This window comes from Paucibacter hankyongi (assembly GCF_037482915.1).
Taxonomy (GTDB): Bacteria; Pseudomonadota; Gammaproteobacteria; order Burkholderiales; family Burkholderiaceae_C; genus Paucibacter_A; species Paucibacter_A hankyongi.
On sequence record NZ_JBBHJX010000001.1, the window covers coordinates 34446 to 54783 of the forward strand.

Genomic DNA, 20338 nt, shown 5'->3' on the forward strand with positions numbered 1-20338 from the left:
CCGCTGCGGCCATCCAGCCTGATGCGCAGTATTCACAACTAAGCCTGTGCGCGCAAGCTTGATCTACCCAAGACAGTTGCGCTAGTTCGACGCCTTGCGTGCTCAGAAAATAGAGGTCAGGCATGGACTAATATGCTGCTTCATGAGCGCGCGCCTTCACCGGGGACTTGCGCACCATGACGGCCTCGCAAGCCCAGGAGCGACTGATGCCTGATGATGACTTGATCATGCTCATTGACGCGGACACCCCGGACGCCAGTCCAGGGCAAAAGCCTTGGCGAGTCCTGATCATTGACGATGACGACGAGGTGCATCGGGCCACCCAGTTTGCCTTTCGCAATGCTCTCATCCTGGGCCGGCCCATGGTCTTGATGCATTGCTATTCCGCCACGGAGAGTCGCGCTCTGTTAGCGCAAGACAAGGACTATGCCTTGGTGCTCTTGGATGTGGTGATGGAGGATCCTCAGGCTGGCTTGTCATTGGTCGAGTACATCCGCACGGACTGCCAGATGCATGAGACCCGCATCATCTTGCGCACCGGCCAGCCCGGATCGGCCCCTGAGTTGCCCATCATCGAAGCCTATGACATCAACGACTACCGCACCAAAAGCGAGCTGACCCAAACCCGGCTGATCACCGCGGTGACCGCCGCTTTGCGCTCCTACGAACAGATCCGCACGATTGCAGAAAGCCGGCGCGGTCTTGAGTTGATTGTTCGCTCCGCCGCCGACCTGATGGAGCGGCATGCCATGCTCAGTTTTGCTGAGGGCGTGTTGACTCAGTTGGCGGCCCTCTTGGGTCTGCCCAAGAACGGCATTGTCTGTGTGCACCGGGGCCAAGAAAAACGCGGCGAGCGGGCAGACGCGTTTTATGTCATCACCGCCGGCGGCCAGTTTTCTGACTATTTGAGTTGCACCCTGGACACCCTCAGCAATAGCTTGGTTCGCACAGCCGTGCTGAAAGCCTTGGAGCAGCGTGAGCATCATTTCGCCAACGATCACACCGTTCTTTTTCTCGAAGCAGAAGGACATGAAGCCGCTGTCTACATTCAATCGCCCTTGCCTCTGGCACCCATAGACCGGCAGTTGGTGGAAGTTTTTGCGACCAATATTTCAGCCTATTTCGGCAATGTGCATCTGATTGGTGAGCTCAACCGTCTGGCCTTTTGGGACACCTTGACCGGGCTTGCCAATCGAGCGCAGTTTGTCAAAGACATTGAAGCCGCGCTGCAGGCCGGGCCCGACGATCATGCCCTGTTGCTGCTGGATATCCGGCGCTTTGCCGAGCTCAACAATGGTTTGGGCCACGATGTCGGCAACGCCCTTTTGACAGCGATTGCTCAGCGCCTGCGCGCCGGCTTCTCCAGCCGCACCCAAGTGGCGCGGTTGACGGGCGATGTGTTTGGTCTGGTCGGCCCGGAAGATGAAGTGTCAGCAGCCCAGGTGGGGGCCTTGTTTGATGAAGGCCTGCAGGTCGGCGAGCATCATTTGAGCGTGGCATTTTCGTCCGGCTGCTACCTGCTGAAGCAACATCAGGATTCCGCCTCGGCCGCGCTGCGGCGCGCCAGCATTGCGCTCACCGGCGCTAAGTCCAGCCCCCAGGTGATGGCACTGCAATTCGAAGCCAGCATGGAGGCTCACACGCACAAGAGACTGGCACTGCTGCGTCGACTGCGCAGCGATATACAAGCCGGGCGCTTGCAACTCTGGTATCAACCACAGCTCAGCATGCAGGGCGATCAACTGACCGGCATGGAAGCCTTGATGCGCTGGCCAGAGAACGAATCGGCATCGATGGTCGAGTCGCCCGCCGTGTTTGTGCCGCTGGCCGAGCAGTCTGGCTTGATCAATGTGCTGGGGCGCTGGGCATTGGAGCAAGCGGCCGAGGACTGGTGCGCCTTGCAATCATTGGCCGGAGCGCCACCGCGGGTCAGCGTCAACGTCAGCATGCCGCAGTTCCGCAGCGGCGAGTTGCAAGCCCAAGTGGGCCAGGCCCTGGCGAAGCATGGCATGCCGGCCAGCGCCCTAGAGCTTGAGATCACCGAGAGCATGGCGATGGATGAGCCCGACTTGGTGATTGCCGCATTGCAAGCGCTTCGGCAGCGTGGCGTGCGTGTGGCCTTGGACGATTTCGGCACCGGCTACTCGTCGCTGGCGCATTTGCGAGCCTTGCCCATCGATGTGCTGAAGATCGACCGGTCCTTTGTCCAGCAACTTGACGAGCCCCAAGGCGAGATTTTTGTCGAAACGGTGTTGTCGCTGGGCAAGCGACTCGGTACCGAAATCATCGCCGAAGGCGTGGAGACCGAAGGGCAAGCCGACTTCTTGCGCCAGCAAGGCTGCCATGCCGCGCAAGGCTGGCTCTACGCCAAAGCCATGCCCTTGGCGGAGTTGAAGGCCTGGGTGGCGGCGCGCAGCGCCAAGGCTTAAGGCAAGGCTTGCCTCAAGCCTTAGAGCGACTCCCTGGGGTGCCCCCTTTGCCTAGAGCTGATTCATGGGCGCGCGACTCGGGAAGCGCAGCTCAAAGCAAGTGCCGACACCCTTTTCGCTGCGCACCTCAATGCCACCGCCCAGCGGGCTCTTCGCCAAGCTGTGCACCACATGCAGCCCCAAGCCTGAGCCGCCCTGGCCCAGGCGCGTGGTGAAAAAGGGCTCAAAAACACGCCGCAAATGCTCGGGCGAGATTCCCGCGCCCTGATCCGTGACGGTCAGCAGCAAGTCACTGCCGCCTGATGGATCCAAGGGGTCGGCCCGTCGGACCTGAACTTCCACCACACCTCCGCCGATCGGCTCCAAACCGTGGCGAGCCGCGTTCTCGACCAGATTGCTGACGATTTGAGTCAATGCACCGGGGTAGCTGTTGCACGCAATGCCCGCCGCGCAGTCGAGGCGAATCTCAATCGGGCGATGCTTCATCCCCGGACCTAACAAGGCAATGCAGTCGTCCAAGACCTGGCGCAGATCAAAGTCCATCCGCGCTTCGCTGGTTTCATTGACCGCCACCGATTTAAAGCTGCGCACCAAAGCGGCTGCTCGTTCCAAGGACCGGGTGACGATGCCAGCCCCTTCTTCGACCGAAGAGACGAAATCATCCAGCCCCTTGCGACTGAGCGAGTTGCCGGTCATCTGATCGCGCATCTGGTGGGTGTTTTTGCTCAGGCTGGTCGCTGCCAGCAAGGCATTGCCGATCGGCGTGTTCAACTCATGAGCCACACCGGCCACGACATTCCCCAGCGCAGCCAGCTTTTCGCTCTGCATCAGCAGGCCCATCGCCTGCTCCAACTCCTGGCTTCGCTCTTGAACGCGTTGTTCCAACAAATCATGCGCCTGCTGCAAGGCGGCATCGCGATCACCCACCACGCCCAACATGCGGTTGAACTCGACGGTGAGCTGTCCAATCTCGTCATCGCTACTCTTGAGCACCCGCAGCGAGAAGTCGCCCGTTCGCCCCACCTCTGCTGCGGCCTTGCTGAGGCGCTCTAAAGGCTCGCTGATCAGCCATTGCGTGGCCCGTTGCAACACCAAGCCCAGCACAAGAATCGCCATCGCCAAGGCGCCAAACATGATGGCGTACTGCGGCATACGCTGGACCAAAGGCGGCAACTGCACCCGCACCCAGATACGACCCAGCTCATGGCCCTCACGCAAGACAGGCAGGGTGAGGCTGGCATGGGACAGCTGCTGCACCACACCATCCTTGGGTGGCACCGATGGGTGCGGTGAATCCGACCCAACAAGCTTGGCATCGGCTTTGCTCCAAGTCGCGAACAGGCTGCCGTCCACACGGTACAGCGCCCCGGCATCCACACCCTCATACAAGCGTAAGAAGGCCAGGTTTTCTTTGCCTTGCGACCTGTCATCAAACTCCAGCGCCGCCTGATTGACGTCGGCCATGACCTTGCCGACGGCTTCTAACTGCGCCGCCACGCGGGGGCGGAAACTGGTGGTTTCATAGGCCAACACAGCCAAGGCAGCCACCAAAACAGCCAGCAAAGTGCCCAACACCATCGCCAGCAGGATCTTGCGCTGCAGCCGCATTGATGAAAGTCTCTGCTTCATCAGCGCAGTTCCTCATAGGTGTTGAGTGCCAGCTGTTGCAGCTTGGCCGAAACCTTCAAGCCCGAGCGCTCAGCAGCCTTGGCATTGAATTCAAAGCGGAGGCGATCTTTGTGCATCAACAGTCCGATCACTCCGCCTCGATCCAGAAACGCGGTGCCAGCTCCCACCGTCAACACCGACAAGCCGCTCAATGGCCGGAGCGATGTGGTGTTGCCCTCGGGAACATAAAGCATGTGAATGCGGGTGGCCTGAAGAATGCTGTCGATGCGACGCACTTGCACCTGCCGGCCTTGCAATTTGCGGGATTTGAAGCCCGCCTCCAAGAGGCGCAGCATGGGCTCGTCATCGATCACGCCGATCACAAAAGGCGCATCCGCATCGGCGAACGCGGCAGCCGGCCATTCGATATAGCTGCCAAAACCCGCCACATAGCTGGCCCGAAGCTGTTCCTCATTGGGCGCGGCCGGCGCCACTTGCGCATGGCTGCTCGTGCTGAGCAGCACCATGCTCAACAGAGTCATCAAAAGGAACGAAGCAAATCGGGCCATAGCTCTGGGAGTTTGACCTCATTATGAATGGGCCTGTCGCAATAAATGGCCCCCCAAACACCGCCAAGCCGGTGGCTCAACAGCGCAAGCCCAATTCCGGCTAACGCATCAAAGGCTCGGCTTCCCTTCACCCAGCAGACTGAGGCAGCGTTCCTCATGCTTGCTGATTTCAGCAAGCGTCACTTCGATGTCATCAAGTTGCTGCTCCAACTGACTGCGATGCTGCTGCAAAACCGACAGGAACGCGCGCAGCTGTGGCTCAGCGCCGCTGGAGGCGTCATACATATCCACCAACTGCTTGATCTCTTGCAGCGTCAATCCCAGGCGCTTACCGCGCAGGGTCAGCTTCAGGCGGGTGCGGTCACGGTGGGTGTAGACCCGGTTGCGGCCGGCGCGGGCCGGCTCCAGCAAGCCCATGTCTTCATAAAAACGAATCGCACGCGGCGTGATGTCGAACTCCGCCGCCAGCTCGGTGATCGTGAACAGACGACCGTTGGCCTCCGGGGTCGTGGCAGTGCGGCTGTCTGAACTCATGGCTAAACTGGATGCTCGAATGACGTTAACGTAAACGGCAATTCTATGCATTGCGCAGGGACGAGGTGACAAACCCTGCGACTATCAGCACCCAAGCTAGGAAATCATGGCGAATCTCAGAGAGTCGGAACTGCACTACCCCCTGGGCGACACCCTGCCCGAGCCGGGCGGCGTGCTGGAGTTGGCGCCGGGCGTGCGTTGGTTGCGCATGGGCCTGCCTTTTGCGCTGGACCACATCAATCTGTGGCTGCTGCGCGATGAGTTGGACGGCCGTTCCGGCTGGACCGTTGTCGACTGCGGCATCGCCAATGACACCACCCGCGCACTGTGGGAACAGGTCTTCGCCGAGCATCTGGAAGGCCTGCCCATCCTGCGCGTCATCGTCACCCACTTCCACCCCGACCACATCGGCCTGGCCGCCTGGTTGACCGAGAAGTGGACCTGCCGCACCTGGATCAGCGCCACAGATTTCAATCTGGCGCGACTGGCCAGCGGCTCCACGGTGGGCATGGGCGGCGACGCGGCGGCGACCTTCTTTGCCAGCCACGGCCTCAGCGACGAGGACTCCTTGGCGAAGATCCGCGCCCGCAGCAGCTACTACCCGAGCATGGTGCCGGCCGTGCCGAGCAGCTTCCGACGCCTGATGGAGGGTCTACAGTTGCGCATCGGCGGACATGACTGGCACTGCATCACCGGCTACGGCCATGCGCCCGAACACATCAGCCTGCATTGCCCAAGCCTGGGCCTGCTGATCTCCGGCGATATGGTGCTGCCCCGCATCTCGACCAATGTCTCTGTGGTCGATGTGGAACCCGAGGCCGACCCGCTGAGCCTCTACCTGGCCTCGATCGAGCGCATGTTGAGCCTGCCCGCCAGCACCCTGGTGCTGCCCTCGCACGGCAAACCCTTCACTGGTTTGCATGCCCGCGTCGATCAACTGCGCGAGCATCATGAAGAACGTCTGGCCGAAGTGATGGACGCGTGCGCCAGCAAGCCTTGCCACGCCGCCGAACTGCTGACCGTGTTGTTCAAGCGCAAGCTCGACCTGCACCAGACGACCTTTGCCATGGGGGAGTCGGTCGCGCACCTGAATGCACTGTGGTTGAGCGGCCGCTTGCAGCGGCGTTTGGACGCCGACGGGATCTACCGCTTCAGCCCGAGCTGAGCCGAGTCTGGCGCCCGGGCAAAAAAAACCGCCGACACTGAGCAAGGGATTGCTGGGTGGCGGCGGGTTTTCAGCCTTTTATTGTGGCAAACAGCGAAGGGCGGAATTGCCTGCCTCTCGACGCGGTCTATCCGGAGACGGACCCTGTTTGCTGGCGATGACAGCGTGTGAAGAAAGTTTGCTGGAACGCCCCAATACCAACAAGCCCCCCTTAAGTGGGATGGACTCAGCCGGCTTCGCGCACAACTGGTGCTTATTTGGTATTTACTCGGCGGTGATGGACTCTTCGCGCAGCTGGCTGCGCGCATCTTCAAACTCGGGCAGCACCGAACGCACCACCTCCCAAAACCGCGCGCTGTGGTTCATTTCACGCAGATGCGCCAACTCATGCGCCACCACGTAGTCGATGATGGCCGGCGAGAAGTGGATCAAACGCCAGTTCAAACGGATCGAACCGTCGACACTGGCACTGCCCCAACGGGTCTGGGCCGAACTCAGGCGCAAATGCTTCATCTGCACACCCAAGGCCTGGGCAAAGAACTGGCAGCGCGGCTCAAATACCGCACGAGCACGGCGCTTGAGCCAGGCCTGCACCATGTCTCTGACCTGCTCTTCGCTGGCCTGCAGCGGCAAGCCGATCACCAGCAAGGCGCCGGATGGGTCTTGCCGCACACCGTTTGAACTCGGGTCCAGGCGCAGCCATAGCGGCTGGCCCAGCAGCTTCAACATGCCACCGTCGCGCCATTCAATGCGCGCCGCTTCAACACGGCGAGCGCGCTCGCTTTGCTCCACCAGTTTGCGAAGAATCCAGTCGGACTTTTGATGCAGCGCGCGCTCGATGTCGGCCTGAGGCAACCAACGTGGCGCGCTCACGCGCAGACCTTCGGTACTGACCACAAAGCCGATGCTGCGCCGACGCGCGCGCCGTAACTCGTAAGCCACGCGGTGCTCACCCAAGCACAACTCTCGCTGCGCGCGGGCGGACGGCACAGGCCCCAGCGCGGGGGCTTTGGCCACTTCATTGACAGCACCTGCCGCGCTCAGCACCGGGGTCGATTCAGCGTCGGCATTGAACAGCGATAGCTGCGGTTCTTGCAGCAGCTGAGCCAGACGCTTGAGCATGGCGTTGGGGCCTGTCTTTCAGCTCAAACGCGCGCGGTCGCCGCGCTGCTGTTTGACGCACCGTAGGCCGAAGGGTCGAGACGACGCATCTCCGCTTCGATCCAGCCCTCCACCTCGCGCATCAACTCAGCCGGCTCGCGCCCGACCGAAGCGATCGGCTGGCCGATTGAAATATCAACCACGCCGGGGCGCAGCAAGAAACTCTTGCGCGGCCAGCAAACGGCCGAGGTGGCCGCGATCGGCACCACCGGCACGCCGGTCTCAATCGCCAAACGGCTGCCGCCGGTTTTGTATTCACCCTTTTGACCGCGGGCGATGCGGGTGCCTTCGGGGAACATGATGACCCAGTGGCCCAGTGCCGCCAATCGCTTGCCCTGCTCGGCCACCTTGTTCCAGGCCTGCGCACGCTTGCTGCGGTCAATATGAATCATGTCCATGCGCGCCATCGCCCAACCGAAGAAAGGCACATAGAGCAACTCACGCTTGAACACATAGGCCAAGGGGTGAGACATCAGCGCCGGGTAGGCGAAGGTCTCCCAGGTGCTCTGGTGCTTAGACAACAGGATCACGGCAGAACGGCGGTCGGCTTCGGTAGGCAGGTTCTCCATGCCCTGAATGCGCCACTGCACGCCGCAGATGTAGCGGGCGCCGTAAATCGCCAGCCGCAGCCAGCCCGCGCAGGACCAATAAACCTTGTCGCCCTTGGCGAAGACCGAAATCAGCAGCACCGCCAGCGCCCAGGGAATGACCGTGACGATCAGGAACAACACGAACAACAGGGACCGCACAGCGGCAAGCAGCAAAGACATCAGTTCAATTCTCCAGGTCCGGTATCCGGGGGCAAGTCTTCACCGCGCGCATCGGCCTTGCTGCGGCGTTCTTCATGAATCAGGGTTTCGGCAAAGGCGCTCAGATTGGCATGCACCCGCGTGCCAGGCACCAAGGCCACCAAATCGCCGAGTTGTTCTTCGTCCAGCATGCCCAGACGGTCACTGCGCACCAGATGCGGGATGCAGCCAGCCGCCTTGGCCGTTTGCAAATCGCGCAGCGAGGCACCCACCATATGCACCTGAGCGAGGTCAACACCAAATCGCTCGCCAATCTGCACCAACAGGCCCGGTAAAGGCTTGCGGCAGTCGCAGCCCTCTTCCGGCGTGTGCGGGCAGAAGAAGGCCGCGTCGAGGCGCCCGCCCTTTTCGGCCAACAACTGATTCAGGCGCAGGTGGATGGCATTCAAGGAGGCCATGTCCAACAAGCCGCGACCGATGCCAGGCTGATTGGTCGCCATCACCGTGTGCCAACCGGCGTGGTTCAAGCGCGCCACGGCCTCCAGCGCACCAGACAGAGGCTGCAACTCCTCGACCGATTTCACATGGTCATCGCGGTAGTGATTGAGCGTTCCATCACGGCCCAATATGACGAGCTTCATGTTGTGACTGTGATCGGAACGCATCGGCATGTCCTCGCGATAAAGGTCTTAGCTGGCCAGACGCGACAAATCGGCCACCCGATTCATCGCCTCATGCAGCGTCTTCAACAAACCGAGTCGGTTGGCGCGCAGAGCCGGGTCTTCAGCATTGACCATCACACCGTCAAAGAAGGCATCGACCGGGGTCTTCAACGTCGCCAGCTCGCGCAGCGAAGACTCGTACTGACCGGCATGGAAGAGGCCATCGGCAATCGGCTGCACATTCGCCAAGGCGGTGGCGAGATGTTGCTCGGCCGCTTCCTGCAGCAGGGCTGTATCGACGCGCGCCTCAACAGCCTGCTCGCTCTTCTTCAGGATATTGCCGATGCGCTTATTGGCCGCGGCCAGCGACGCGGCCTCGGGCAGCGCCGCGAAGGCACGCACGGCCTGCAAGCGCGCGGCCACATCGGCCAGGCGCTGCGGACGCAGGGCCAGCACGGCCTCGACCTCTTGTGCCGTGTAGCCCTGCTCGCGCAGGCTGCCGGACAGGCGGTCAAAGATGAACTCGCTGAGTGCCACGCTCGGGTCTTGGATCAAGCCGCCGAAGGCCGGCACGGCGGCTTGGACCAAGGTGTCCAGGCTCAGGCCCGCGGCGCGCTCGCTCAACATGCGCACCAGGCCCAAGGCATGGCGGCGCAGGGCAAACGGGTCTTTGTCCCCGGTTGGCAGTTGGCCGATGCCGAACATGCCGACCAGGGTTTCCAACTTGTCGGCCAGAGCCACGACCAAGCCGACCTCGTTGCGCGGCAGCGCATCACCGGCAAAGCGCGGTTTGTAGTGGTCTTCAAGGGCAAAGGCCACCGCCTCGCTCAAGCCATCGTGGCGGGCGTAATAGCCGCCCATGATGCCCTGCAGCTCGGGGAACTCGCCGACCATATCGGTCAGCAGATCGGCCTTGGCCAGATGTGCGGCCTGGTCGACCTGTTCGGTCAACACGCCGCCGCCCAGCAGGCCAGCGATCGCCTTGGCGATAGCGCGCACGCGCTCAACCCGCTCGCCCTGTGTGCCCAGCTTGCCGTGGTACACCACCTTGGCAAGACCTGGCACCCGATCGGCCAGGGACTTTTTGCGGTCTTGGTCGAAGAAGAATTTCGCATCGGCCAGGCGCGGGCGCACGACGCGCTCATTGCCTTCGATCACGGCGCTGGCGTCGGTCGGACTGATGGCGCTGACGACCAGGAATTTATGCGTCAGCTTGCCCGCAGCGTCGAGCAGCGGGAAGTACTTTTGATTCGCCTTCATGGTCAGGATCAGGCATTCCTGCGGCACGGCCAGGAACTCCGGCTCGAACTGGCAGGTCAGCACATTCGGGCGCTCAACCAGGGCGGTGACCTCGTCCAGCAAGGCCTCGTCTTCGATGGGCTTGAGGCCTTCCTTGGCAGCGGCAGCCTGCAGCTGACGGGAGATCTCGGCGCGGCGCTCGGCAAAGCCAGCGATCACGGCGCCCTGCTCGCGCAGCTGCGTAGCGTAGCTGTCGGCGCTCTCAATGCTCAGCTCGGGGACCGCCGCTTCGAAGCGATGCCCGCGGGTCTTGCGGCCTGACTGCAGGCCCAGCGCCGTGACCGATAACAGCTCGCTGCCATGCAGGGCGACGATGCCGTGCGCCGGGCGCACAAATTTCACATCGGTCCAGCCATCACTGAGCTGATAGCTCATAACCTTAGGAATAGGCAGCTTGGCCAGGCTCTCGTCCAAGGCCTTTTGCAGGCCTTCGGTCAGCGTCGCGCCGGGCAGCAGCTGGTCCAGGAACAGCGCTTCAGCCTTGCCGTCCGGCAGACGCTTCAGCTGCGGCAGCACCGAGGCATCGGCACCAATGCTGGCCAGCTTCTTCAACAGCGCCGGCGTGGCCTGACCTTCCGCATTCAAGGCCACCCCCACCGGCATCAGCTTTTGCTGCACGGCACGGTCGGCGGCCTTGGGCGCGACATTCGTCAGGTGCAGACCGAGCCGGCGTGGCGTGGCGATGGCGGTCGCTTGCGCACCCTCGCCCACCAGGCCCTGGGCCTTCAGGCTGTCCACCAACACCGCGGCAAAGGCTTCACCCAGCTTTTTCAAGGCCTTCGGCGGCAGCTCTTCGACAAACAGTTCGATCAATAAATTCTTGTTGGCGCTCATGACTCAGGCTGCCTTTGCGTTTTTCTTTTCGATCTGGGCCAGGACTTCATCGCTCCAGGCCTTTGGCGCCATCGGGAAGCCCAGGCGCGCGCGGCTGTCCACATAACCCTGCGCCACGGCACGTGCCAAGTTGCGGATGCGGCCGATATAGGCGGCGCGCTCGGTCACGCTGATGGCGCCCCGTGCGTCCAGCAGATTGAAGCTGTGGCCAGCCTTCAGCAATTGCTCATAGGCAGGCAGCGCCAGCTTCTGCTCCATCAGGTATTTGGACTGCTTCTCATGCGCGGCGAAGGCGGCCAGCAGGAATTCGACGTCACTGTGCTCGAAGTTATAGGTCGACTGCTCGACCTCGTTCTGATGGAACACATCGCCGTACTTGATGTCCGGCGCGCCGTCCTTGCCCTCGACATAGACCAGGTCGTAGACCGACTCAACGCCCTGCAGGTACATGGCCAGGCGCTCCAGGCCATAGGTGATCTCGCCGGTGATGGGCTTGCAGTCGATGCCGCCCACTTGCTGGAAGTAGGTGAACTGCGTCACTTCCATGCCGTTCAGCCAGACCTCCCAACCGAGACCCCAGCAGCCGAGGGTTGGGTTTTCCCAGTCGTCCTCGACGAAGCGCACATCGTTCTTCTTCAGGTCGAAGCCCAAGGCCTCCAGCGAGCCCAAATACAGCTCCAGGATATTGGCCGGGGCCGGCTTCAGGATCACCTGGTACTGGTAGTAGTGCTGCAGGCGATTCGGGTTCTCACCATAGCGGCCGTCCTTGGGACGGCGGCTCGGCTGCACATAAGCGGCCTTCCAGGGCTCGGGGCCGAGGGCACGCAGAAAGGTGGCGGTGTGGCTGGTGCCGGCGCCGACTTCCATGTCATAGGGTTGCAACAAGGCGCAGCCCTGCTTGGACCAATAGTCCTGCAGGGTCAGGATGATTTGCTGGAAGCTCAGCATGGTGATGGTGGTGAAAAGCCGATCATTGAGGGAAGCCTGCACGCCCCGAGCGGGGCGACAGACTTGAAACTGCGCCCGATTCTACGAGGCGCGCCGACGCCAGGCCGCAAAGCCGAGCAGCGAGGCCAGGCCCAGCCACATGGGCCAGAGTCCGCAAGCCTTCAACCAGCGCGCATAGGGCGTGCTGCCGCTGCGTCCTTCGACCTCGGCCTCCAGCACACCGGCCGTGGCCGGCGCCAGCCGCGCGGTGACGCGGCCATGGTGGTCGAGCACGGCGGTGGCGCCGGTATTGGTCGAACGAACAAAGGGGCGCTGAAACTCCAAGGCCCGCATCTGAGAAAACTGCAAATGCTGGTCCTGCACCATCAAGGTTCCGAACCAGGCCAGATTGCTGGCATTGAAAAACACCGTGGCCGAGCCCTCGCCGCTGGCGCTGTCGACAAAGTCTTCGCCGAACAAATCCTCGTAGCAGATCAAGGGGCGCAAGCGCTGGCCGGCGACATGGAAGCTGCGCTGGTGTTGGCCACGGCCCTGGTCGTCCATCGGGATCTGCAGCGCCCGCACAAACCAATGAAAGCCGGGCGGAATGAATTCGCCGAAGGGCAGCAAATGGCGTTTGCCATAGTCATAGGGCTCGCCGCCACCAAAACCGACCAGCGAGTTGACGTAGCCACTGCGCTCGTCACCAATAAAGATACCCAGCAGCAAGGGCCGCTCTTGGGCACTGCCTTGCAGGCGTTCGAGGTAGGCCGGGTCCAAGTAGTCCAGCGGCAAGGGCACCACCGACTCCGGCGTCAGCACGACCTGACCCCGCGCCGACTCGATCTGGCCGGCCAGCCGCTCGAGATTGGCCTCCATCAGATCGCGGTCGAACTTTTGATCCTGCGGCACATTGGGCTGCAGCAATGAGACGCGCAGCGTGCCGGCGCTCTGGCTGAAGTCTTGCGGCAGCAACATGCCGCCCCCCACCAAGGCCAGCATGGCCAGGGCCGGGCGCCAGCGCCGCCGGCTCAGGCCAGCCAAGGCCATGGCGCTCAAGGCCGCCAGCGCGGTGATGCCATAAACGCCAATCCACGGCGCCCACAAGGCCAGCGGGCCCACCGTGTGGGCATAACCGGCCACGATCCAGGGGAAGCCTGTCATCAGGCCCGCGCGCAGCAACTCGGCCGCCAGCCAACAGGCCGGCCAGATCAGGAGGCGCCAACCGGCATAGGCCTTAGTACCGCGCAAATAGGCGGCCAGCGCCATCGCTGCGCCGTAATAGGCGCCTAAAAAAGCCGCCAGCAGCAGAATCGCCAGCACCGCCAAAAGCCAGGGAATATGACCGAACTGATGCAGACTGACGTGGATCCACCAAACCCCACTGCCCAGCCAGGCCAAGCCAAACAGACCACCCAACAGTGCCGCCTGGCGCGGCGTAGCCGACCAAGTCAGTCGCGCCAAAACGGCCAGCGCCAGCACTTGCAGCCACCAGGCTTCAAGCGGCGAAAAAGAGGCGGTGTGCAAGAGACCGGCCAACAGCGCCAGCCCTGCGGCAAGACGGCCGCGCATCAGGCGGCGGGCTTATCGGCTCGGGTGACCTTGAACCAGCGCACCGCACCGCCGCGCGTCAACATCACCGAAAAGCGCAAGCCGCCCACCTCGACCACCTCGCCGCGGCGCGGCACGCGGCCATGCTCCTGGGCGATCAGGCCACCGATGGTGTCGAATTCGTCTTCCGGGAATTCGATCGCAAAGGCCTGATTGACGGCCGCGATGGTGGTGTCGCCTGCGACGCGCTGGCTGCCATCGGCCAAGGTGTAGATGCTGGACTCGCCGTCCTTGTCATCGAACTCGTCTTCGATTTCGCCAACGATTTCTTCCAGCACATCTTCAATCGTGATCAAACCGGCCGTGTTGCCGAACTCATCGATGACGATGGCCAGGTGGTTGCGGTTCGAACGAAAGTCGCGCAGCAACTCATTCAGGCCCTTGCTTTCGGGCACAAACACGGTCGGGCGCAGCAGGGCGCGCAAATTCAACTCGGGCGCACGCTGGATCTTCAGCAAGTCCTTGGCCAGCAAAATGCCAATGATGTTGTCGCGCTGGCCGTCAAAGACCGGGAAGCGCGAGTGACCGGCATCGATCACCAGGGACAGCAACTCGTCGTAGGGCGCCTCGATATCCAGCAGGTCCATGCGCGGCGCCGCCACCATCACATCACCAGCGCTGAGCTCGGCCATGCGCAGCACGCCTTCCAGCATCTGGCGTGATTCGGGCTCGATCAGCTCACGCTGCTCGGCCGAGGCCAGGGTCTCAATCAGCTCGCTCTTGGAGTCCGGTCCGGGATGGAGAAACTCCAGCATACGGTCCAGCAGACTGCGGGGTTCAGCGGCTTGTTTGTGGCCCCCTCGATGAGAGGGCCGACTAGGATGGGGTTCAGACACAGGGACTTCGTGTCGTAGTTGCACAGGCCTGCAGAATAACCGATTGACATGACTGCCCTCTTGCAGGACAGTCACCCGCCCCCATATCAGGGGCTGGATTTCTCTGTGCTCTTCTCTGTGCCTCGGCACCCGACCATCATGTCAAACGAACAAAAAGGCCTCATTCCCGTCACCATACTGACGGGTTTTCTCGGTTCCGGTAAAACCACGCTGCTCAAGCGCGTGCTGACCGAGGCTCACGGCCAGAAGATCGCCGTGATCGAGAACGAGTTCGGCGAGGAAGACATCGACACCGACATCTTGGTCGCCGATACCGAAGAGCAGATCATCCAGATGAACAATGGCTGCGTCTGTTGCACCATCCGTGAAGACCTGCGCACCACCCTCTCCGACCTGGCCGCCAAGCGCCGCAAGGGCGAACTGAAGTTCGACCGTGTGGTGATCGAAACCACCGGCGTGGCCGACCCCGGCCCGGTAGCACAAACCTTCTTCATGGACGACGAGATCGCCGAAAGCTACCTGCTGGACTCGATCTTGACCCTGGTCGACGCGGTGCATGCCGAAGAACAGCTGAACACCCGCCAGGAAGCGCGTCGCCAAGTCGGTTTTGCCGACCAGATCTTCATCAGCAAGGCCGACCTGGTGGAGCCCGCCAAGGTTGACGCGCTGGCGCATCGCATCAAGCACATGAATCCGCGGGCGCCGCAGCAAGTGGCTCACTTTGGTGAAGTGGCACTGGCCAAGATTTTTGATCTGCGCGGATTCAACCTGAACGCCAAGCTGGAAATCGACCCCGACTTCCTGAACGCCGACGCGCATGATCACGACCATGACCACGATCATGAGCACGGCGAGCACTGCAATCACCCGCACCACCACGTGCACGACGACGATGTGAAGTCCTTTGTCTTCAAGTCAGAGCGTCCCTTCAACCCCGCCAAGCTGGAAGACTTTTTGGGCGCCATCGTGCAGGTCTACGGGCCCAAGATGCTGCGCTACAAAGGCGTGCTCTATATGAAAGGCACCGACAAACGTGTGATTTTTCAGGGCGTGCACCAGTTGATGGGTTCAGACTTGGGGCCGAAATGGATGCCGGGCGAGAAAAAGGCGAGCAAAATGGTTTTCATCGGCATCGACCTTCCCAAAGAGATCTTGTTGCAAGGCATGGAAGGCTGTTTGGCCTGAAGTGACAGATAGAAACAATCGTCATTCAAGCAAGATTTAGGCGTTCAATGAACGTGGCTACAATCCGCGGCGCCTAAAGTGCGAGAACTAGCTGGTCCCGACTGAAATCTAGCCTGACAGAGACCCAAAACTGCCAGAGCGAGGAGAGCAACGTGAACAAGACCCAGGCCCCGAAAACCGCCCTTCCGACAACGTCTGAGGCCTCGAAATCCGATGCCTCTGAGAAGTCCGCAGCCAAGACCACGGCCAAGGCGGCTTCCAAGTCCAAGGCAGATGCCGAGGTCGGGCTTGCCACGCTAGACGCCAGCCCCACACCGACCGGAACCAGCCGCTTCGCTGACCGATTCGCCCCTCCGAAGCCGCCAACGCGACAAATGAATAGCCCCGTGATCGAAAGCCCCCAAAACGGCAATAAAGCCGCCAAGTCCGACCCGAAACTGGCCAATGCTTGGAAAACCAAGCCCGGCAACGAGTTGACCGATGCCGAAGTGCTGGCCATGCCCGAGTCCGAGTACATGGGCGCCAAGCAAATCGAATTCTTCCGCGCCAAGCTGACCGAACTGAAGAACGGCGTCTTGTCGAATGCCGGTGAAACCACCGAGCATCTGCGCGAAGACACCTCCATCGTGCCGGACCCGGCCGACCGTGCCACCATCGAGGAAGAGCACGCCCTGGAACTGCGCACCCGCGACCGCGAGCGCAAGCTGCTGAAAAAAATCATCCAATCGCTGGCCCGCCTCGACAACGGCGAGTACGGCTATTGCGACGAGACCGGCGAACCGATCGGCCTGGGCCGTTTGATCGCCCGTCCGACAGCCTCGTTGTCGCTGGAAGCCCAGCAACGCCGCGAAATGAAGCAGAAGATGTTTGGGGACTGAGTGCAGGCCTGGCGGACGCTAATGACAAGCGCCCGCACCTGCAACTCAGATCTTGGCCCACAGGGCCAGGACTGATCGATCACCTAGTCACGACAGGTCCAGCGCGCATGACAGAACCGAAAGACGGCGAGAGCTTCTTCCGCAAAGTCGCGCGCTTTGTGGCCAACCCAACCACCGATTGGGCTGAAATCAACTCACGCCAAGATGACCCCGAGGGGGATCAGGCCAAGGCCGAACTACGCGCCATGGTCGACCGCAAGCGCCGCAATGACTTTGTACGCAAGCGCGAACTCGATATGTTGCGCCGCATCCGCCGCGAAGGCCTCACACCCGAGCAGTTGGCGGCCCTGGGCTCGGCCGCCTCGTCGCGGCTTGATGATGTAGACCGCATCAGCGAGATGAATTCGAAGATCGACTTGGGCGTGAAGGCCAAGATCGACGAGATCGAGCAGCAGATGGCGGTGGAGCACTTCCCCACCACACAGGCCCTGCCGAAGCATCCCGCCGGATTCTTCGAAACCAGCACCACGCCGCAGCAGTTTGCCCCCACCACCAGCAACGAGCCGGCGGCTCCGACGGTAATGGCGTCGCCATCCGGTGGACGCGTCAGTGAATTCGCATCGGCAGAGGAATTGGAGCGGCTGGAGTTAGAGCCGCCGCCGGCTGCCGTGGTGATGGGGGCGGCGATGTCGCCACTGTCCGACGCCAAACCCAGCGTGCTGCCGAATCTGCCCGAGCCCAAACAGGCGCGGGAATTGCCCCCGCTGGACATGCCGCTCAGCTTCAGCGTCGCGCAACGTGCTCCCATGGCCGAATTGCGCGAGATCGCGCATGACCCCGAGTTGGACGAAGCCGTCATTGCCTTCGCCAATGCCGACTACGAAAGCTGCGAACGCGGCATCAATGAATTGATTCGGCCGGGTGGGCAGCGCAATCTGCAAGGCGACACCTGGCTGGTGATGTTCGACCTGTTCCGCGCCACCGGACAAGCCGCCAAGTTCGAGGCCTTGGCGCTCGACTACGCGCAGCTGTTCGGTCTGTCGGCCCCGCAGTGGTATTCGATGCCCAAGATGCTGGCCGAGGCAGCCCGCTCGGTGCGCGCACCGATGGGCAAATCGGGCGGCGTCAGTTGGTCGGCGCCCGAACAGCTGAGCGCCGAATCGGTACAGCAACTGGACACACGCTGCCAAAATTTGCCGATGCCCTGGGTCTTGGACTGGTCGGCGCTGCGCCAATTGGACAGCGAGGCCAGCGGCCGCCTGCGCGGCGTGTTCCGCAACTGGGCCACGCAGCAGATCGATATGCGCTGGCTCGGCGGCGACCACCTGCTGCAACTATTGACCGAGCTGGCACCGGTCGGCGTGCGCGAGGTGGACCCGGCCCTGTGGATGCTGCGCCTTGAGGCGCTGCGCCTGGTCAACCGGCCGGACCAGTTCGATGAAGCCGCGATCGATTACTGCGTGACCTATGAAGTCTCCCCGCCCAGCTGGGAGCGTAGCCAATGCCGGGTGCGGCTTGGCGGGGTCGGCTTGTCCACCAATGGCCCGCCGACCAATTCCATCCACTCCGAACAATCGACCAGTTTTCTCGAATCGCAGATGACCGAGCACGGGGCGCTGGCCCCCGGCGTGACCTTGGAGCTGAGCGGCCAGCTCAGCGGCGACATCTCGGAGCGGCTGAGCCAGATGACCACAGAACTCGGCGCTGCCACCGTCATCAACATCAGCTGCCCGCGCTTGATCCGCCTCGACTTCATGGCCGCGGGCGATCTGCTGAACTGGGTCTTGAGCCGGCGCAGTGAGAACCGCAGCGTCACCTTCAGCGATGCCCACCGCTTGGTCGCCTTGTTCTTTGTGGCCATGGGCATCAATGAGCACGCCAAGATCAAGGTGCGCCAAGTCTGAGGGTTCGCGCTGCTGACAAAGTCGCAGCGCTTGAAGTCGCGGTCTTTGGCCTCAGATGGAGCGGCTATGGACCAACAATCTCCCCTCTTTCACGGCACGACCATCGTCAGTGTGCGCAAAGGCAATCAGGTCGCCATTGGCGGCGACGGCCAGGTCACGCTGGGCAATATCGTCGTCAAGGCCAGCGCGCGCAAAGTGCGCAAGCTACACCGCGATCAGGTGCTGGCCGGGTTTGCCGGCGCCACCGCCGATGCCTTCACCCTGTTCGAGCGCTTTGAAGCCAAGCTCGAGAAGCACCAGGGCCATCTGACCCGTGCCGCCGTCGAGCTGACCAAGGACTGGCGCACCGACCGGGTGCTGCGCAAGCTGGAAGCCATGTTGATCGTGGCCGACCGAACCGCCACCCTGATCATCACCGGCAATGGCGATGTGCTGGAGCCCGAACATGGCATCGCCGCCATCGGCTCCGGCGGTGCTTATGCACAAGCCGCCGCGCGCGCCCTGTTCAAACACAGCGAGCTCAGCGCCGCCGAGATCGTCAAACAGTCGCTCGAAATCGCCGGCGATCTGTGCATCTACACCAATCACAACCACACCCTGGAAACGCTGGAATGAGCAGCATGACCCCTCAGGAGATCGTCTCCGAACTGGATCAGCACATCGTTGGCCAGAACGCCGCCAAGCGCGCCGTCGCTATTGCCATGCGCAACCGCTGGCGCCGCCAGCAGGTCGATGACAAGCTGCGCGCCGAGATCACGCCGAAGAACATCTTGATGATTGGCCCCACCGGCGTCGGCAAGACCGAGATCGCACGCCGCTTGGCCCGTTTGGCCGGTGCGCCTTTCATCAAGGTGGAAGCGACCAAGTTCACCGAGGTCGGCTATGTCGGCAAAGACGTGGACGCCATCATCCGCGACCTGATCGATGTGGCCGTCAAGCAAGAGCGCGAGCTGCAGATGAAGCGCCAGCGCCTGCGCGCCGAAGATGCCGCCGAAGACCGGGTGTTGGACATCCTGGTGCCCGGCAGCGACGCTGAAAACACCGCCCGCCAGATCATGCGCAAACGCCTGCGCGAAGGCAGCATGAACGACAAAGAGATCGAACTCGATCTGCTCGATGCCAAGCCCAGCATGGAGATCCTCACGCCCATGGGTCAGCCCGGCATGGAGGACATGGCCGAGCAGCTCAAGAGCATGTTCTCGCAGATCGGTGCGGGCAAGAAAAAGACCCGCAAGCTCAGCATTGCCGAGGCCTTGAAGCACCTGGTGGAAGAAGAAGCCGCCAAGCTGCTCAATGAGGACGAGATCAAGGCCTCCGCCCTGCAAGCGGCGCAAGAAATGGGCATCGTCTTCATCGATGAAATCGACAAGGTCTGCTCACGCTCGGAGACCGGCTCCGCCGAGGTGTCGCGTCAGGGCGTGCAGCGCGACTTGCTGCCGCTGGTCGAAGGCACCACGGTCAACACCAAGTACGGCATGGTCAAGACCGACCACATGCTCTTCATCGCCTCTGGCGCCTTCCACCTGGCCAAGCCCAGCGATCTGATCCCTGAGTTGCAGGGCCGTTTCCCGATCCGGGTGGAGCTGAGCTCGCTGTCTGTCGATGACTTCGAGGCCATCCTCACCAGCACCCATGCCAGCCTCGTCAAGCAGTACCAGGCCTTGCTGGCCACCGAGGGCGTCACACTGGAGTTCAGCGCCGACGGCATCCGCCGCATGGCCGAAATCGCCTTCGAAGTGAACGAGCGCACCGAGAACATCGGCGCCCGCCGCCTCGCCACGGTGATGGAGCGCCTGCTCGATGAGATCAGCTTCGACGCGCCCAAGCTGCAAGGCCAGACCATCACACTGGGCGCCGACCAGGTCAACGCCAAGCTGGGTGAGTTGGCGAAGAACGAAGACCTGTCACGCTTCATCCTCTAACTTCCGCTCTGATTTTTCGGACGCAGGCAGTGGCTCCATGCGATGCTTGACCCACATCAAGCATC

At 62.1% G+C, this 20338-nt stretch carries 17 protein-coding genes; 7 read left to right on the forward strand and 10 right to left on the reverse strand.

The genetic code is table 11. The features are described 5' to 3' along the window. The first annotated feature begins 176 nt into the window (after nt 1-176). Nucleotides 177-2429 carry an EAL domain-containing protein gene (locus WG899_RS00150; RefSeq protein ID WP_339593594.1) on the forward strand — a complete coding sequence of 751 codons (2253 nt, stop codon included), beginning with the start codon at nt 177-179 and terminating at the stop codon, nt 2427-2429. Nucleotides 2430-2480: 51 nt separating this feature from the next. On the opposite strand, the gene WG899_RS00155 is transcribed toward WG899_RS00150, so the two are convergent. The 3 genes from WG899_RS00155 to WG899_RS00165 form a co-directional block, all read right to left on the reverse strand. Then, nucleotides 2481-4058, reverse strand: coding sequence for an ATP-binding protein (locus WG899_RS00155; RefSeq protein WP_339593595.1), 1578 nt, complete (start codon nt 4056-4058; stop codon nt 2481-2483). Then, entirely contained in the window at nt 4058-4579 is a 522-nt protein-coding gene (locus tag WG899_RS00160; RefSeq protein WP_339593596.1) for a YfiR family protein, read from the reverse strand. The genes WG899_RS00155 and WG899_RS00160 overlap by 1 nt, the downstream gene beginning before the upstream one ends. Before the next feature lie 135 nt (nt 4580-4714). After that, nucleotides 4715-5140, reverse strand: coding sequence for a MerR family transcriptional regulator (locus WG899_RS00165; protein WP_339593597.1), 426 nt, complete (start codon nt 5138-5140; stop codon nt 4715-4717). 106 nt (nt 5141-5246) lie between these two features. Here WG899_RS00165 and WG899_RS00170 point away from each other — a divergent pair, with 106 nt between their 5' ends. Further along, complete coding sequence (locus tag WG899_RS00170; protein WP_339593598.1) at nt 5247-6305, forward strand: MBL fold metallo-hydrolase; 1059 nt, start codon at nt 5247-5249, stop codon at nt 6303-6305. 264 nt (nt 6306-6569) lie between these two features. Here the strand turns inward: WG899_RS00170 and WG899_RS00175 are convergent, their stop codons facing one another. From WG899_RS00175 to WG899_RS00205, 7 genes are all read right to left on the reverse strand, one after another. Continuing rightward, nucleotides 6570-7427, reverse strand: a complete 858-nt coding sequence (locus WG899_RS00175; protein ID WP_339593599.1) for a M48 family metallopeptidase — start codon at nt 7425-7427, stop codon at nt 6570-6572. A 23-nt stretch (nt 7428-7450) separates the two neighbouring features. After that, complete coding sequence (locus WG899_RS00180) at nt 7451-8236, reverse strand: lysophospholipid acyltransferase family protein (protein WP_339593600.1); 786 nt, start codon at nt 8234-8236, stop codon at nt 7451-7453. Further along, nucleotides 8236-8856, reverse strand: a complete 621-nt coding sequence (gene gmhB, locus WG899_RS00185) for a D-glycero-beta-D-manno-heptose 1,7-bisphosphate 7-phosphatase (protein ID WP_339593601.1) — start codon at nt 8854-8856, stop codon at nt 8236-8238. The genes WG899_RS00180 and gmhB overlap by 1 nt, the downstream gene beginning before the upstream one ends. 48 nt (nt 8857-8904) lie before the next feature. Beyond that, the gene (glyS, locus tag WG899_RS00190; RefSeq protein WP_339593602.1) at nt 8905-11010 is read right to left on the reverse strand and encodes a glycine--tRNA ligase subunit beta; all 2106 of its coding nucleotides are present in this window, start codon (nt 11008-11010) and stop codon (nt 8905-8907) included. Nucleotides 11011-11013: 3 nt separating this feature from the next. Then, nucleotides 11014-11958 (reverse strand): glycine--tRNA ligase subunit alpha, encoded by a 945-nt coding sequence (gene glyQ, locus WG899_RS00195; protein WP_339594207.1) that lies wholly within the window; start codon nt 11956-11958, stop codon nt 11014-11016. An 81-nt stretch (nt 11959-12039) separates the two neighbouring features. Further along, nucleotides 12040-13509 carry an apolipoprotein N-acyltransferase gene (gene lnt / locus WG899_RS00200; protein WP_339593603.1) on the reverse strand — a complete coding sequence of 490 codons (1470 nt, stop codon included), beginning with the start codon at nt 13507-13509 and terminating at the stop codon, nt 12040-12042. After that, a complete protein-coding gene (locus tag WG899_RS00205) occupies nt 13509-14384 on the reverse strand; it encodes a CorC family transporter (protein ID WP_339593604.1) in 876 nt (291 codons plus the stop codon). Before WG899_RS00205 ends, lnt begins: the two co-directional genes overlap by 1 nt. A gap of 138 nt (nt 14385-14522) precedes the next feature. Between WG899_RS00205 and WG899_RS00210 the strand changes: the two genes are divergently transcribed. The 5 genes from WG899_RS00210 (at nt 14523) to hslU (ending at nt 20273) form a co-directional block, all read left to right on the forward strand. Beyond that, a complete protein-coding gene (locus WG899_RS00210; RefSeq protein WP_339593605.1) occupies nt 14523-15569 on the forward strand; it encodes a CobW family GTP-binding protein in 1047 nt (348 codons plus the stop codon). Nucleotides 15570-15670: 101 nt separating this feature from the next. Next, nucleotides 15671-16447 carry an RNA polymerase-binding protein DksA gene (gene dksA / locus WG899_RS00215; protein WP_444718806.1) on the forward strand — a complete coding sequence of 259 codons (777 nt, stop codon included), beginning with the start codon at nt 15671-15673 and terminating at the stop codon, nt 16445-16447. A 107-nt stretch (nt 16448-16554) separates the two neighbouring features. Continuing rightward, nucleotides 16555-18351: an STAS domain-containing protein gene (locus tag WG899_RS00220; RefSeq protein WP_339593607.1), complete on the forward strand. Its 1797-nt coding sequence runs from the start codon at nt 16555-16557 to the stop codon at nt 18349-18351. 66 nt (nt 18352-18417) lie between these two features. Then, the gene (gene hslV, locus WG899_RS00225) at nt 18418-18966 is read left to right on the forward strand and encodes an ATP-dependent protease subunit HslV (protein WP_339593608.1); all 549 of its coding nucleotides are present in this window, start codon (nt 18418-18420) and stop codon (nt 18964-18966) included. After that, a complete protein-coding gene (hslU, locus tag WG899_RS00230) occupies nt 18963-20273 on the forward strand; it encodes an ATP-dependent protease ATPase subunit HslU (protein WP_339593609.1) in 1311 nt (436 codons plus the stop codon). Before hslV ends, hslU begins: the two co-directional genes overlap by 4 nt. The last annotated feature ends 65 nt before the right edge of the window (nt 20274-20338 follow it).

Coding starts and splice junctions, on each gene's coding strand:
- WG899_RS00150 (WP_339593594.1), top strand. CDS start 177: ATGACGGCCTCGCAAGCCCAGGAGCGACTGATGCCTGATGATGACTTG.
- WG899_RS00155 (WP_339593595.1), bottom strand. CDS start 4,058: ATGAAGCAGAGACTTTCATCAATGCGGCTGCAGCGCAAGATCCTGCTG.
- WG899_RS00160 (WP_339593596.1), bottom strand. CDS start 4,579: ATGACTCTGTTGAGCATGGTGCTGCTCAGCACGAGCAGCCATGCGCAA.
- WG899_RS00165 (WP_339593597.1), bottom strand. CDS start 5,140: ATGAGTTCAGACAGCCGCACTGCCACGACCCCGGAGGCCAACGGTCGT.
- WG899_RS00170 (WP_339593598.1), top strand. CDS start 5,247: ATGGCGAATCTCAGAGAGTCGGAACTGCACTACCCCCTGGGCGACACC.
- WG899_RS00175 (WP_339593599.1), bottom strand. CDS start 7,427: ATGCTCAAGCGTCTGGCTCAGCTGCTGCAAGAACCGCAGCTATCGCTG.
- WG899_RS00180 (WP_339593600.1), bottom strand. CDS start 8,236: ATGTCTTTGCTGCTTGCCGCTGTGCGGTCCCTGTTGTTCGTGTTGTTC.
- gmhB (WP_339593601.1), bottom strand. CDS start 8,856: ATGAAGCTCGTCATATTGGGCCGTGATGGAACGCTCAATCACTACCGC.
- glyS (WP_339593602.1), bottom strand. CDS start 11,010: ATGAGCGCCAACAAGAATTTATTGATCGAACTGTTTGTCGAAGAGCTG.
- glyQ (WP_339594207.1), bottom strand. CDS start 11,958: ATGCTGAGCTTCCAGCAAATCATCCTGACCCTGCAGGACTATTGGTCC.
- lnt (WP_339593603.1), bottom strand. CDS start 13,509: ATGCGCGGCCGTCTTGCCGCAGGGCTGGCGCTGTTGGCCGGTCTCTTG.
- WG899_RS00210 (WP_339593605.1), top strand. CDS start 14,523: ATGTCAAACGAACAAAAAGGCCTCATTCCCGTCACCATACTGACGGGT.
- WG899_RS00220 (WP_339593607.1), top strand. CDS start 16,555: ATGACAGAACCGAAAGACGGCGAGAGCTTCTTCCGCAAAGTCGCGCGC.
- hslV (WP_339593608.1), top strand. CDS start 18,418: ATGGACCAACAATCTCCCCTCTTTCACGGCACGACCATCGTCAGTGTG.
- hslU (WP_339593609.1), top strand. CDS start 18,963: ATGAGCAGCATGACCCCTCAGGAGATCGTCTCCGAACTGGATCAGCAC.